General features: G+C 32.0%; 13 protein-coding genes and 1 tRNA gene. 10 read left to right on the top strand and 4 right to left on the bottom strand.

Annotated elements, in window-relative coordinates; all coding sequences use genetic code 11:
- Positions 1–1,353 carry a glucose-6-phosphate isomerase gene (locus QZ286_RS08075; protein WP_291256451.1) on the top strand — a complete coding sequence of 451 codons (1,353 nt, stop codon included), beginning with the start codon at positions 1–3 and terminating at the stop codon, positions 1,351–1,353.
- 46 nt (positions 1,354–1,399) lie between these two features.
- Here QZ286_RS08075 and QZ286_RS08070 read toward each other — a convergent pair whose 3' ends face one another.
- The 3 genes from QZ286_RS08070 to nagE all read right to left on the bottom strand — a co-directional run bounded on the left by QZ286_RS08070 (position 1,400) and on the right by nagE (position 3,535).
- Positions 1,400–1,732 carry a hypothetical protein gene (locus QZ286_RS08070; protein WP_291256450.1) on the bottom strand — a complete coding sequence of 111 codons (333 nt, stop codon included), beginning with the start codon at positions 1,730–1,732 and terminating at the stop codon, positions 1,400–1,402.
- Positions 1,733–1,889: 157 nt separating this feature from the next.
- Positions 1,890–1,964, bottom strand: a tRNA-Gln gene (locus QZ286_RS08065).
- A 107-nt stretch (positions 1,965–2,071) separates the two neighbouring features.
- Positions 2,072–3,535 carry an N-acetylglucosamine-specific PTS transporter subunit IIBC gene (gene nagE / locus QZ286_RS08060; protein WP_291256449.1) on the bottom strand — a complete coding sequence of 488 codons (1,464 nt, stop codon included), beginning with the start codon at positions 3,533–3,535 and terminating at the stop codon, positions 2,072–2,074.
- A gap of 290 nt (positions 3,536–3,825) precedes the next feature.
- Between nagE and QZ286_RS08055 the strand changes: the two genes are divergently transcribed.
- From QZ286_RS08055 to QZ286_RS08015, 9 genes are all read left to right on the top strand, one after another.
- Positions 3,826–5,592, top strand: coding sequence for a sigma 54-interacting transcriptional regulator (locus QZ286_RS08055; protein ID WP_291256448.1), 1,767 nt, complete (start codon positions 3,826–3,828; stop codon positions 5,590–5,592).
- Positions 5,593–5,855: 263 nt separating this feature from the next.
- Positions 5,856–7,145 carry a serine dehydratase subunit alpha family protein gene (locus QZ286_RS08050; protein WP_291256447.1) on the top strand — a complete coding sequence of 430 codons (1,290 nt, stop codon included), beginning with the start codon at positions 5,856–5,858 and terminating at the stop codon, positions 7,143–7,145.
- A 37-nt stretch (positions 7,146–7,182) separates the two neighbouring features.
- Positions 7,183–8,736 carry an AbgT family transporter gene (locus QZ286_RS08045; protein WP_291256446.1) on the top strand — a complete coding sequence of 518 codons (1,554 nt, stop codon included), beginning with the start codon at positions 7,183–7,185 and terminating at the stop codon, positions 8,734–8,736.
- Between the two features lie 26 nt (positions 8,737–8,762).
- Positions 8,763–9,002, top strand: a complete 240-nt coding sequence (locus QZ286_RS08040; protein ID WP_291256445.1) for a TIGR03905 family TSCPD domain-containing protein — start codon at positions 8,763–8,765, stop codon at positions 9,000–9,002.
- 119 nt (positions 9,003–9,121) lie between these two features.
- On the top strand, positions 9,122–10,294 hold the full coding sequence (locus QZ286_RS08035) for a dicarboxylate/amino acid:cation symporter (RefSeq protein WP_291256444.1): 1,173 nt from the start codon (positions 9,122–9,124) through the stop codon (positions 10,292–10,294).
- Between the two features lie 93 nt (positions 10,295–10,387).
- Positions 10,388–12,214 (top strand): MAG1210 family protein, encoded by a 1,827-nt coding sequence (locus tag QZ286_RS08030; RefSeq protein ID WP_291256443.1) that lies wholly within the window; start codon positions 10,388–10,390, stop codon positions 12,212–12,214.
- Positions 12,215–12,228: 14 nt separating this feature from the next.
- Positions 12,229–12,948: a LemA family protein gene (locus QZ286_RS08025; protein ID WP_291256442.1), complete on the top strand. Its 720-nt coding sequence runs from the start codon at positions 12,229–12,231 to the stop codon at positions 12,946–12,948.
- Between the two features lie 35 nt (positions 12,949–12,983).
- Positions 12,984–13,232, top strand: a complete 249-nt coding sequence (locus QZ286_RS08020) for a DUF4160 domain-containing protein (protein ID WP_291256441.1) — start codon at positions 12,984–12,986, stop codon at positions 13,230–13,232.
- A 17-nt stretch (positions 13,233–13,249) separates the two neighbouring features.
- On the top strand, positions 13,250–13,489 hold the full coding sequence (locus QZ286_RS08015) for a DUF2442 domain-containing protein (RefSeq protein WP_291256440.1): 240 nt from the start codon (positions 13,250–13,252) through the stop codon (positions 13,487–13,489).
- Positions 13,490–13,639: 150 nt separating this feature from the next.
- Here QZ286_RS08015 and sstT read toward each other — a convergent pair whose 3' ends face one another.
- Positions 13,640–14,866 (bottom strand): serine/threonine transporter SstT, encoded by a 1,227-nt coding sequence (gene sstT, locus QZ286_RS08010; RefSeq protein ID WP_291256439.1) that lies wholly within the window; start codon positions 14,864–14,866, stop codon positions 13,640–13,642.
- Positions 14,867–14,909: the final 43 nt, after the last annotated feature.

Below are 14,909 nucleotides of genomic sequence, written 5' to 3'. Positions count from 1 at the left end.
ATGAAAAAACTGTCATTTGATTATTCAAAAGCACTTCAATTTATGAGTGAAGAGGAATTAGCTCTAATGAAGTCACAAGTATTATCAGCAGAAAAATTTTTAAAAGAGAAAAATGGGGCTGGTAATGACTTTTTAGGTTGGATAGAGTTGCCAACTAACTATGATAAGGATGAATTTGAAAGAATTAAAGCAGCAGCAGAAAAGATAAAAAAGGATTCAGATATCCTTTTAGTAGTGGGAATTGGGGGATCATATTTAGGAGCAAGAGCAGCTATTGACTTCTTGTCACATACTTTTTATAACAACTTACCAAAGGAGAAGAGAAAAGGTACAGAGATATTCTATGTAGGAAACAACATATCTGGTGTATATTTAAAACACCTTTTAGATCTATTAGAGGGAAAAGATTACTCAATCAATGTAATCTCTAAATCAGGAACTACAACTGAACCAGCTATAGCTTTTAGAGTGTTGAAAAAACATATTGAAGAGAAATATGGAAAATCTGAAGCTAAAAATAGAATTTATGCTACTACAGACAAAGCTAAGGGAGCATTAAAGAAATTAGCAGATGAAGAGGGATATGAGACTTTTGTTATTCCTGATGATGTAGGTGGAAGATTCTCAGTTTTAACTCCAGTAGGATTATTACCAATAGCTTGTGCCGGAATAGATATAGATGAATTAATGGCTGGAGCAAGAGAGGCTCAAAATGATTATACAGCATCATTTGAAGAGAATGATTGTTACAAATATGCAGCTATTAGAAATATCTTAAATAGAAGAGGTAAAAACATAGAGATGTTAATTAACTATGAGCCAAGATTACACTATTTTGGTGAATGGTGGAAGCAGTTATTTGGAGAATCTGAAGGAAAAGATGGAAAAGGATTATTCCCAGCAGCAGCAGATTTTTCAACAGATTTACACTCAATGGGACAATATATCCAAGATGGAAGAAGAGAGTTAATTGAAACTGCAGTATTGATAGGAGAGCCAGAAGAGGATATCATAATAGAAGCAGAAGAAGCTGACTTAGATGGATTAAACTATTTAGCTGGAAAAGGAATGGATTTTGTAAATAAGAAAGCATCACAAGGAACACTACTTGCTCATGTGGATGGTGGAGTTCCTAACTTAATAGTAAATGTTCCTGAAGCAACACCTTTCCATTTAGGATACCTATTCTACTTCTTTGAAAAAGCTTGTGGAATAAGTGGATATATCTTAGGAGTAAATCCATTTAACCAACCAGGTGTAGAATCTTATAAGGCTAATATGTTTGCTTTATTAGGTAAAAAAGGATATGAAAAAGAAGCAGAAGCTTTAAATGAAAGATTAGGAAATAAGTAATTAAAAAGGAGAGTTTAGCTCTCCTTTTTTATGTGGTTTTAGATTATTAATCGTCATCTTCATCATCATCGTCGTCATCATCTATATCTTCTCTAATTTTTCTATGTTTTTTAGATAATTCACTATGAATTTCTTTCCACTCCATTAATTCTTCCAATGCATTGTTATCTTCCAATGCTTTTTCAGTCAAATCTTCTAATATAGAGTGCCACTCTTCAAATAATTCATCTTTTTCTAGTAAAGGAATGTCATCTAATTCCAAAATTTCGGTTAAAAAGCTCTCCTTTTCTCTTCTGCTCTTATACTTAAAATTTTCTTTCTTAGCATAACTATAACTTGTTAGAATAATAAATGCTAAAATTATTAACTTCTTTTTCATTCCTTCATTCCCCCATTACTTTTTTATAGTGATTTGATAATTTTTAAGAATTACTATATTTATTATTATACTAAAATTTATGTAGATTTTGTCATTCTTTTTGAAAAAATGGTAAAAAAAAAGCTGTCTATATAGACAGCTTCATATGCTTAGTGAATGGCTGGGGTGGCTGGATTCGAACCAACGCATGACGGAGTCAAAGTCCGTTGCCTTACCGCTTGGCGACACCCCAACAACATATTTATATTACCATATAATTTTTATTAAGTCAATAATTTTTTTGAAAAAAATAAAAAAAAGCTGCCAAACAAGTGACAGCTTTTAATTTTCATAGTTTAATTAAACTAATTTTTTTAATTCAGTAGCAACAAATTCAACATGTGGTCCAATGATAACTTGTACAGCATTTCCTCTTTTCATTATTCCAGCAGCTACTTTTTTAATTTCAGCATCATTAACTTTTTCTCCATCAACAACTTCTAATCTCAATCTTGTAGCACAGTTATCAATAGAAACTAAGTTTTCTTTTCCACCTAATAGAGGTAATAGAGCAGAAGCTACAGCCATATGAGCAGAAACACCATTAGCATTAACTTCAACTTCAACCATATCTTCATCTTCTCTTCCAGGAGTTTTGATGTTAAATTTATTGATTGCAAATGTAAATACTACATAGTAGATTACGAAGAAGATTAATCCTAAAACTATTAGCATTATTGGGTTATTAGCATTAGGGTTACGTAGTGATAGTACAAAATCAACGAATCCAGCAGAGAATCCAAATCCAGCCATCCAATCTAATGAAGCAGCTAAGAATACAGCTATACCAGTTAGTAAAGCGTGTAGTAAGTATAGAGCTGGTGCAACGAACATAAATGCAAACTCAATAGGTTCAGTTACTCCAGTAAAGAAACTTGCAAATCCAGCAGCTAACATGATAGATTTTATTTTCTCTTTATTAGCAGGTTTAGCAGTTTTGATGAAAGCTAAACAAGCTCCTAATAATCCAAACATCATAATAGGGAAGAATCCTGCTTGGTACATTCCAACATGGTAAGCTCCTTCAACTGCAGCAGGTAATCCAGCATAAGCAGCTGCTGGGTCTCCCCAGAATCTTCCGATATCATTAATACCAGCAACATTAAACCAGAATACAGAGTTTAAAGCGTGGTGTAATCCAACTGGGATCAATAATCTGTTAAAGAATCCATATACTCCAGCTCCAACTGGTCCTAATTTAGCAATGCTAATTCCAAATCCAACTAAACCAGAGTAGATAACTGGCCAAATATATAGTAATATAAATGAAACAACTAACATAACAACTGAAGTTATAATAGGAACAAATCTTTTTCCACTAAAGAAAGCTAAGAATTTAGGTAGTTCTAAAGTATGGAATTTGTTATATAACTCTCCAGCAATAACCCCACAAAGTATTCCTACGAATTGGTTGTTAATTTTTCCAAAAGCAGGAGAAACTTGATCAGGAGCGATTCCTGTCATTTGAGCAACTGCACCTACAGATAGTAGAGTAGTAACAACTTCAAAAGCAACTAATCCAGCTAGAGCAGCAGCACCATTTTTATCCTTAGAAAGTCCAAAAGCAACACCAACAGCAAATAGTATAGGCATATTGTCAATAATAGCGGCACCTGCCTTAATTAAGAATGCAGCAAGTTGGCTATTTGCTCCCCAACCTGTTGGGTCTATCCAGTATCCAATACCCATAAGGATTGCTGCAGCTGGTAGAACTGCTACTGGAACCATTAATGCTTTACCAATTTTTTGTAGATAGTTAAACATAAAACTTCCTCCTTTTAAATATTATATTTCATAAAAAATTACAAAATACGAATTTTTATTTCAAGTATCTTGAGTTGATTATAGCACAAAATTAAAAAAAATTCTATAACTTTTTTTATAAAAAAGTAAGAAATTTACGACTGTTTGTTCTAAAATGATATATTTATGTAAAATTGTATTTTTTAAAAAATAAAAGCATATAAATTTTAATAGATTTAATTTAATTTTCTTTTTTTATATTGAATTTTGTGGTACAATATAATACGATATCTAATTTTTAGGAGGCCAAAGTGGAAATTTCATTATTACATATAAGGGAAGATGTAAATAGATATGTGAATATTATCTCTAATATGATAAATGTTGATGTTGGTGTTGTTGATAAAAATATGTTAAGAGTTACAGGAACTGGGCTTTATAAGAATATAGAGGGAGTTTCAGCTCTAGGAAATGTATATAAAAATACATTGGAAACAGGAAAAACTCATATTATTGAAAATCCAAGAAATCATGAACTATGTTCTAAATGTAGAGATAAAGAGAATTGTCAGGAAAAATTAGAGATATCAACTCCCATATACTGTCAAAATGAGATAATTGGTGTACTAGGTCTAGTTTGTTTTAGTAATGATCAGAAGAAGAAGATTATTGCTAATATAGATTCTTATTTAAACTTTACAAAACAGATAGCAGAGTTTATAGGTATAAAGTTTTTTGAGTTCCAAGAGAAGATGTTGCAAGTGGACAAGGAGAGAACTTTAAGAGCAGTAATTGACAATATCAGCAAAGGTGTAATAGTTAGTGATAAAAATAACAAAATAGTTAGTATAAATGAGATAGCTAGAAAAAAATTAAAAATAGGTTTAGAGTGTATTGGTGAAACAATGTCTATAGTGAGTCAGAATGATTATCTGATGAATGAGGAGATATTTAAACTGTTAATTTTTGAAAGAGAATTCAATGTTGTAGGAAAGTTGATCTCAATAAATTCTTTTGATAATAAGAAGAATAACATCTTTATATTTGAAGATATCAAAAAGATAAACAGAAATATAGCAGAGATAACTAATAATAACAATGTAATAACAATAGATGATATATATGGAAATTCAATAGCAACAAAGAACCTAAAGGAGAATATATTAAAGGTGGCAGATACCTCCTCTACAGTTTTAATTACAGGAGAGAGTGGAACAGGGAAGGAATTAGTAGCACGTTCACTACATGCACATAGCAGTAGAAGTGACAAACCATTTGTGGTAATCAACTGTTCAGCCATTCCAGATTCACTTTTAGAGAGTGAACTTTTCGGATATGTAAAGGGAGCTTTTACAGGAGCGAATAACAGTGGAAGAATGGGAAAATTTGAGTTAGCAAACACAGGAGTAATATTCTTAGATGAGATTGGGGATATGCCACTATATTTACAAGCTAAGATTTTAAGAGTAATACAGGAGAAAAAAATAGAGAGAATTGGATCTAATAAGAGTATAGATTTAGATATTAAGATTATTGCAGCTACAAATGTAGATCTTGAAAAGAAGATAAAGGAGCAAAAATTCAGAAGTGATCTATACTATAGATTGAATGTTATACCTATAAAACTTCTTCCGTTGAGAGAGAGAAAAGAGGATATACTTCCAATTGTAGAAAAATTAATAAATAAGTATAATAGAATATCTAACAAATATATCTCATCTATAGATGAAGAGGTTATAAAGGTGTTATCAAATTATAACTGGCCTGGTAATATTAGAGAGTTGGAAAATGTAATAGAGCTTATGTTTAATATGAGTGGAAGTAGTCATATTTTGAGTAGAGACTTTTTACCAGAATCAATACTACTAAATAAAGGTATTAAAAAAACATGTATATTACCAATAATAAAAGAGGATGATGAGGAGTTAGTAGATTTTGAAATATTGGAAAAAAGATATATACTACAGGCTTTGAAAAAATATGGAGATAGTACAGATGGGAAAAAAACTATTTCTAATAAAATGGGAATAGGATTGACAACTTTATATAGAAAGATGAAGAAATTTGAAATAGATTAAATTTTTCAAAATAGAAAAAATCTTGTAAAATATTTTTCAAAATGGAAAAGTTTTTCAAAATGAAAATAAAGAATTTCTGAATAACCCTCATTTTTAGAGGGTTTAAAATTTTTTCTTATTGGCATAAAACTTGCTTTAATATATACTATGATTTATAAAATTGTTTTCTGATTTTGTAAAAATTGATCATAAAACATTCAAAATAAAAATATATTTGACATTTGTTAAAATTAATAGTATTTATTATAGGAGGAGAAGTTATAATGGAAAAGATAACTGAAAAAGTATTAAGTATTTTAGAAGAGGAGTTAGTTCCTGCAGAAGGATGTACTGAGCCAATAGCTATCGCTTATGCTGCTGCAAAATTAACAAGTATCTTAGGAAATGTACCTGAAAAGATTGATGCTTATCTTTCAGGAAATATAGTAAAAAATGTTAAGAGCGTAAAAATACCTAACTCTGAAGGAATGGTAGGAATAGAAGCTTCTACAGCTATGGGAGCTATCTTAGGAGACTCAACAAAAGAGCTTATGGTTATAGCACATGTAGATAAGAGCCGTTTACCAGAGGTAAAAAAATATCTAGATGATAAAAAAGTAAAAGTTTTCTTAAATGAGGGAGATGTAAAATTATACATAAGATTAGAGGGAACTTATGGAGATGATACAGCAGTAGTTGAGATCCAACACTACCATACAAATATAACAAAAATAGTTAAAAATGGTGTAGAGATCAAAGGGCAATCTTGTGATGAAGTATGTACTGGAGATGTAATGACTGATAGAACTTTCCTTTCAGTTGAATTGATTTATAACTTAGCAAAAACAATAGATCTATCTTTAATAGAAGCAACATTCCAAAGAGTGATAGACTATAACTCAGCAATAGCTACTGAAGGATTAACAAATTCATATGGAATAGCTATTGGAAAGACTATTAAAGAGGGAATGGAAGAGGGAGTTTATGGAAACGACCTAAGAAACAAAATGGCAAGTTTTGCAAGTGCAGGAAGTGACGCAAGAATGAACGGATGCTCACTACCAGTAATGACTACAAGTGGAAGTGGAAACCAAGGAATGACTTGCTCATTACCAGTAATAAAATTCTGTCAAGAGAAGGGGCTATCAAAAGAGGAAATAATCAGAGGATTATTCTTCTCTCATATGACAACTATCCATATTAAATCAAACATAGGAAGATTATCAGCTTATTGTGGAGCTATATGTGCAAGTGCAGGGGTAGCAGGAGCAATATCATTCCTATCAGGATTATCTCTAGAGCAGATCGGAAATGCAATTGAGACTACTTTAGGAACAATGTCAGGAGTAATCTGTGACGGAGCTAAGAGTTCATGTGCAACTAAGATTGCTAGTGGAGTAAGTGCAGCTTTTGATGCTTACTATGCAGCTTCAAAAAATAGAAAATTCGAATTTGGAGAGGGAATAGTAGGGAAAAATGTTGAGAAAACAATAGAGCACGTTGGAGTATTAGGACAACAAGGAATGAAAGTAACTGACGAAGTTATACTAGATATAATGATAAAAAATGTTTAGTTGTTAGTTGAGAAGTGTTGGAGGTTTAAAAAAAGTAATGGGAAAAGATCAAAAAAATAGAGAAGGGTTCATATTAAAAGCATTGGATAAGGTGGAGAAGGTAGGTAATGCTCTACCTCATCCAACTACAATGTTTATAATATTTACATTAATATTAGTTGTTATCTCTTGGTTAGCAGCAAAATCGGGGTTAAAAGTTTCTTATGAAACTTATGACACTGCTACTAAATCATTGATAACACAAGAGACTGTGGCTGTAAACTTACTATCTGCTGATGGATTGAGATTTATGTACACATCTGTAATTAAAAACTTTACTAACTTTATAGCGTTAGGAACAGTATTTACTATAATTATGGGGGTTGGAGTTGCTGATGGTTCTGGATTTATGGAAGCTGTTTTGAAAAAGATAGTTGCTGTAACACCTAAAAGAGCTGTAACTGCTACAATCATCTTTTTAGGAATCATGTCAAACGTAGCTTCATCTACTGGATATGTTATGCTAGTTCCTTTGGGAGCAATACTGTTTATGAGTTTTGGAAGACACCCAATTGCAGGACTTGCAGCAACATTTGCTGGAGTTTCTGGAGGATGGAGTGCCAACCTTTTAATAGGAACAAATGACCCTGTATTTGCAGGAATGTCTACAGAGGCAGCTAGAATGATCGATCCAACATACACTGTGTTACCAACAGGAAACTGGTTCTTTATGGTTGCTTCAACATTCTTAATAACTTTTGTAGGAACTTTAGTTACTGAGAAGATAATAGAGCCAAGACTAGGTGAATATGTATCTGAAGAGAAGATCAGTGTAAATGATATCTCACTGGATGAAAAGAGAGGAATGAAGTTTGCACTAATAAGTTTAGTAGTATTCTTAATAGTTGTAGGTCTACTAGTTATACCTGAAAATGCTCTATTAAGAAATCCTCAAACAGGTGAGTTATTACGTTCACCATTTATGACTGGAATAGTATTTTTAATGTCTCTATTCTTTATGATACCTGGTATATTCTACGGAATAGGATCAAGAAAGATAAAATCAGATAAAGATGTTATAGAGCTTATGACAAAATCTATAAACAACCTATCTGGATTTATGGTGCTTATATTCTTTGCAGCTCAATTTGTGGTATTTTTCAACTATTCAAACTTAGGAATAATACTATCAGTAAAGGGAGCTGAATTTTTACAGCATACAGGATTTGTAGGAATACCATTAATATTTGCATTCATAGTAATGACAGCTATTATAAATATATTTATAGCAGTTGACTCTGCTAAATGGGCTATTATGGCTCCAATATTTGTACCTATGTTTATGAGAATAGGATTCTCACCAGAATTGACTCAAGCAGCATACAGAGTTGGAGATTCATGTACAAACGTAATAGCACCACTTATGCCATTCTTCCCATTGATAGTGGCATTTGCTCAAAAGTATGATAAGAAGAGTGGTATAGGAACTCTAATATCACTTATGATACCATACTCAATAGCATTCTTAATAGGATGGATACTTCTATTGATAGTGTGGTTTATGTTAGGACTACCTCTAGGAGTTGGAGGAGGACTATTCTGCTCAATGTAGATAAATTAGAATAACTGGAGGAATAGATGAAATACTATAAGACTGAAAAGATTTGTGCTAAAGAGATAGGAGTAGAACTTGATGAGAACGGAATCATAACTGAAATAGAGTTTTGTGGTGGTTGTGATGGGAATACTCAAGGACTTCAAAATCTTATCTTAGGATTACACAAAGATGTAGTTATAAAGAAACTAGAGGGGATCAACTGTGGAGTAAGGGGTACTTCTTGTCCTGATCAACTTAGTAGAATTTTAAAAGCTCTTTAAAATAAATTGTAGCAATTATAAAAAAAGTTTGGTATAATAAACTAAACCAATTTTTGTCAACAAATAAAGTATATGTTTAGGGCAACAAAATTAAAAATATATTAAGGAGGCACATTTATATGGCTAAAATGAAAGATAGCTTAATTGTTAAGCTAATTTTAGGGGTTATAGTAGGACTTGTTATAGGGTTATACTGTAACGAATCTGTAATTGGAGTAATCCAATCTATTAAATTTGTACTTGGACAGTTAATTAACTTTACTGTACCATTAATCATCTTAGGATTTATAGCACCAGCTATTACTAAAATGAAATCTAATGCTAGTAAGATGCTAGGGGTAATGTTACTATTAGCTTACTTCTCATCTGTAGGGGCAGCATTGTTCTCTATGGTTGCTGGATACACTTTAATTCCAAAATTAAATATAGTTTCAACTGTTGAGGGATTAAAAGAGTTACCAGAGATGATCTTTAAAGTTGAGATACCACCTGTATTCTCAGTTATGTCAGCACTAGTATTAGCACTATTTTTAGGACTTGCAGTTGTTTGGACAAAATCAGAGAATTTTGAAAGATTATTAGATGAGTTTAACAACATAATGTTAAAACTTGTTTATGCTATCATCATTCCTATACTACCTTTCTTCATAGCTTCTACATTTGCAACATTAGCTTATGAGGGTGGAATAACTAAGCAATTACCAGTATTCTTAAAAGTTGTTATCATAGTTTTAATAGGACACTTCATCTGGCTTACAGTACTATATAGTATAGCTGGAGCAGTATCTGGAAAGAATCCATTCAGCCTATTAAAGCACTATGGACCAGCATACTTAACAGCAGTTGGAACAATGTCATCAGCAGCTACTTTACCAGTGGCATTAAGCTGTGCTAAGAAATCTAAAGTTTTAGATGATGATATTGCAAACTTTGCAATTCCATTAGGATCAACTGTACACCTATGTGGATCAGTTTTAACTGAGATCTTCTTTGTTATGACTGTATCACAAGTACTTTATGGACAATTACCAGCTATGGGAACTATGGTATTATTCATCATTCTTTTAGGAATATTTGCAGTTGGAGCACCTGGAGTACCAGGAGGAACTGTAATGGCTTCATTAGGAATTATCATATCTGTTCTTGGATTTGATGATAGTGGAGTTGCTTTAATGCTTACAATATTCGCTTTACAAGATAGTTTTGGTACTGCTTGTAACGTAGTTGGAGATGGAGCATTAGCACTTATCCTAAACGGAATTTTCAAAAAAGAGTTGGCTCAAAATAAATAAATATGTTAAAATAAAAATGCTAAGGAGATAGATTCTCTTTGGCATTTTTGCATATATAGGAAAATAAAAGACGAAGAGTATAGGAGAGATTTTATGGACTTTGTAGACGAGCAAGAAAAACTATTGGAACCAGTAAAATACTATAAGGATGAGTTGGCTGGAAAGTATCTAGAGAGGATCACCTCAGTCTTTGAGAATCTGTTGAATAGATCCAATATAGATATTGAGGCAAACAGAAAATCTGTAAAAGAGTACAATGGAAATTTAGATGCTAAGAGTAAGAATGAGAGTAAGCTAAAATGGTTGGGTAGGCTCTCAATGGTCATAGGAATAGGAATAGCTTATCTGATTTTGTCAGAGTTCATTAATGTCCAGCATTTAAGAGATCTTATGGCTAAAAAAGAGAGTATAAAGGAGATAGGAATAAGAACTACTTGGATGGGTCTACTTTTAATAACTCTCCTATACATAAATCTAAAATATATTAGAGATAAGAAGAGAAGTTTGAATGATACAATAGTGCATTTGACAACTATACTAAAAGAGAAAAAAGAGGAGTGTTACTCACAGGTTGAACCACTACTCAATCTGTTTGATGACAATATGTCAAATGATGTAATAACAGAGCTAATACCCACTTTGACATTAGACAAGGATTTTAAGTTGGATAGATATGCCAACCTTGTAACTAACTTTGGAATGCCAGCAAAATTAAATGATAATCTTTCAGTTACAGATATAATCTCAGGAGAGATCTTGGGAAATCCCTTTATAATCAGTAAAAAAGTTCGTAATAGGGTTGTAGATCAAGAGTATACAGGATCTTTAACTGTATCTTGGACTGAATACTACACAGAGAATGGTGAGAGAAAGTCAAGAACAGTGACAGAGACACTGGTAGCAAGTATAATTAGACCTAAACAGATATTTGAGAGTACGATCAACTTGATCTATGGTAATGATGCTGCTGAACATCTAACTTTTACTAGAGAACCACAGTTCATTCATAAGTTAAAGCCTAGAAAATTGGAAAAATACTCTAAAAAGCTTCAGAAAGATGTTAAAAAGATGAGTGAGAAGGCTATACAGAAGGGAACAGGCTTCTTAGAGATGGGAAACTTGGAATTTGATGCTCTGTTTGGTGCTTTTGATAGAGATAATGAGGTGGAATTCAGAGTACTGTTCACCCCAATAGCTCAAAGAAATATGGTTGAACTACTTAAGGATACAGATTTTGGAGATGACTTTAGTTACTACAAGATCAACAGATTGAACAATGTTTCTAATGATAGAGATTGGCCTCTAAATATAGAGAGATCTTACTATAGAGATTTCTCATATGATAGAATATCAGAGAAGTTTTTTGATATAAACAAAAAATATTTCAGTAACTTCTATAGATTATTCCTACCTATATTGACAATACCTATATATCATCAGCATAAATCACAGGATTATATCTATGGAAATGAGTTTAACTACAACTATAACCCATATACTTCTGAGATGATGGCAAACTTACTTGGAGATAGGGTATTTGCTCATCCAGAGACTACTACACAATCAATTTTGAAAACTAATACAATTGGAACAAAAGATGATGTAGACCTAGTACAGGTTGTAGCCAATTCATATAAAGAGGTAACAAGAACAGAGTATATACCTAAATATGCTGGAGATGGAAAGAGATACTATGTACCAGTGGATTGGATAGATTATGTACCTCTAACTGCTACAGGTAAGATGGAATTAAAGAGAATAAATATGAGAGAGAAAGAGTTTGAGGACTCAATTGATAATGGCTTTATAGAATCTACTGAAAATAAGAGATTTGCATATAAGAACAATATTTTTGCAATATTTAATGATACAGATGAAGTGAAATGTGATAAAATATTGAAAAGAATTATAAAGGGGTAATAGGAGGTTTTACTATGGCTAATATGTTAAATGAAATGGATGAAGAGATTAGAGAGCAGGGTAGAGATGTCAATGTTATAGCTAAGCAGATACAAGTGGAAAAGGATTCAAGTATTCAGGTATTGATCTGGGTATTGTATCTATTGGGATTGGGCTTGATAGTATTCGGTGTTATGTCAAAAATATACTATGCTATTCCTGTTGGAATAATAATTCCAGTAATTGTATATAGCAACTTAAAGAAACAGGAGTCATACTTTAATCAGTTGGAGCAAAGAGTGCAACAGAGTGCTTCTCAAATTGATAACTATTTGGAGCAAAGAGTTGTAGTATTACAAAATACTGCTAAATTAGTTGAAAAAGCAATTGATTTAGATAAGAGTGTATTTGCAGATATAGCTAAATTTAGAAGTGGAAATATAAAAGATATGGATAGAAATGAGGTTCAAGGACAGTTGGATAGAGTATACAAGGGGCTAAATATAGCTGTTGAAAACTATCCAGATCTTAAGAGTCATGGAGAGTTGAGAGATGCAATGCAACAAAATATCTATCTTCAAAGAGAGATTACTGCTGCTAGAGAAGTATACAATGATAATATAGGAGTTTGGAATAGAGAGATATTTGAGTGGCCATTTAAAAAGTATGTGGCTGCCAATAAAGGTTACACTACAAGAGTTCCATTTATTGCTTCTCAAGAGGTAAAACAAAAAGCTAGAGAGGTTTTCTTTTAAATACTATTAAAAATATTGAGCAAAGGAGTGATAATATGCCAGTAATCTGTAGATTTTATGGAATAGTTATTAAAATGTATTTTAATGATCATTTACCACCTCATTTACACGCTATTTATGGAGAATATAATGGAGTAATAGATTTGAAAACACTTGAAATGCTTGAAGGGGATTTACCAGTACGAGCTTTAAAATTAATCCAAGAATGGAGTAAACAATATCAAAGTGAATTATTAAAAATGTGGGAAACAAAAGATTTTAAAAAATTACCTGAGCTAAAGTAGATAGAGAGGTGAAATTTATGAAATATCCAAAAATAAAGGAAGTAGAAGTATTTGAAGACTATATATTAAAAGTTATTTTTAATAATGAAGAAGTTAAAATATATGATTTCAAACCTAATTTTAAATATGAAGATTTTTCAATATTAAAAGACTATTCTATTTTTAAAAATGTAAAAGTAGATACAGGTGGATATGGAATATCTTGGAATGATGATTGTGACTTGAGTGAATATGAATTATACACAAAAGGAGTATGAAGTTAAATATAAAAAGAGAGATACTGGCATACTTCTCTTTGTTCCTGTTGACTATTCTTATATTGATTAATTGAATTATATCATAGATTTTTTAAAAATACAAAACATAAAAGACAAGGTTGCATCCCTTGTCTTTTTTCTATTCTTTAGTTATATAAGGATTGCTCTTCCTTCTTTTCTCCAGTTGTAGTATTCAGCTAAACTTGTGAATAATACATCAGTAGATGAGTTGAGAGCTGTTTCACAAGAATCTTGTATAACACCAATAATAAAACCAACTCCAACTACCTGCATAGCTATTTCATTTGGGATTCCAAATAAGCTACAAGCTAGAGGGATAAGTAGTAAAGATCCACCAGCTACTCCAGAAGCACCACAGGCACTGATTGCAGACAATACACTTAAAAGTATAGCTGAGAATATATCTATCTGTATACCCAAAGTATGTGCAGCACTTAGGGCGAATATAGAGATTGTAATAGCAGCTCCACCCATATTGATAGTAGCACCAAGTGGAATAGATACAGAGTAAACATCTTTATCCAATCCAAGCTCTTCACAAAGACTCATATTAACAGGAATGTTTGCAGCAGAGCTTCTAGTGAAAAAAGCAGTCATTCCACTATATTTCAAACACTTCATTATTAAAGGAAAGGGATTTTGTCTAATCATAACCCAAGCTATAACAGGATTTACTATAAAAGTTACAAAAGCCATAGCTCCCAATAGTAGAAGTATCAATTTACCATATATTAATAGACTAGAAAATCCATTAGTACGCATAGAGTTAAATATAAGACCCATTATACCAAATGGAGCAAACTCAATCACAGTTTTTACAACTTTTAAAATAGCTTCAGATATATCCACAATAGCTTGTTTTGTGCTCTCTTTTCCACTCTTCAAAAATATTCCAAAGAGTATACTCCAGAATAGTATTCCTATGTAATTTCCTCTCAAAATAGCATTTAGAGGATTGTCTACAAGATTCATTAAAAGTGATTTTAAAACTCCATATATATTTTCAGGAGGTGCAATAGCACTCTCACCAGCTTGTAATATAAGATCTACTGGAAATAAGAAACTGGCAACTACAGCAACTATAGAAGCTAAAAGTGTTCCAAGTAGATATAGAGAAACTATAGATTTCATATTACTCTTCTGTCCCTCTTTATGCTGAATTACAGCAGCTACAACTAAGAAAAAAACAAGCACAGGAGCAACAGCTTTCAATGCTCCCACAAATATATCTCCTAAGATAGCTATACCACTAGCCTTGTCAGGTGCTACAGTAACTAGAAGTATACCTAATAATATACCCACTATAACCCTCTTAATCAAACTTATCTCTATCCATTTATTATAAATTTCTTTCATTGTTCCCACTCCTATGTCTCTATTTTGAAAACAATTGTTTCTG

The sequence above is a fragment of the Fusobacterium sp. genome, from assembly GCF_019012925.1.
Classification (GTDB): Bacteria; Fusobacteriota; Fusobacteriia; order Fusobacteriales; family Fusobacteriaceae; genus Fusobacterium_A.
This window is presented reverse-complemented; position numbering and strand designations above follow the sequence as displayed.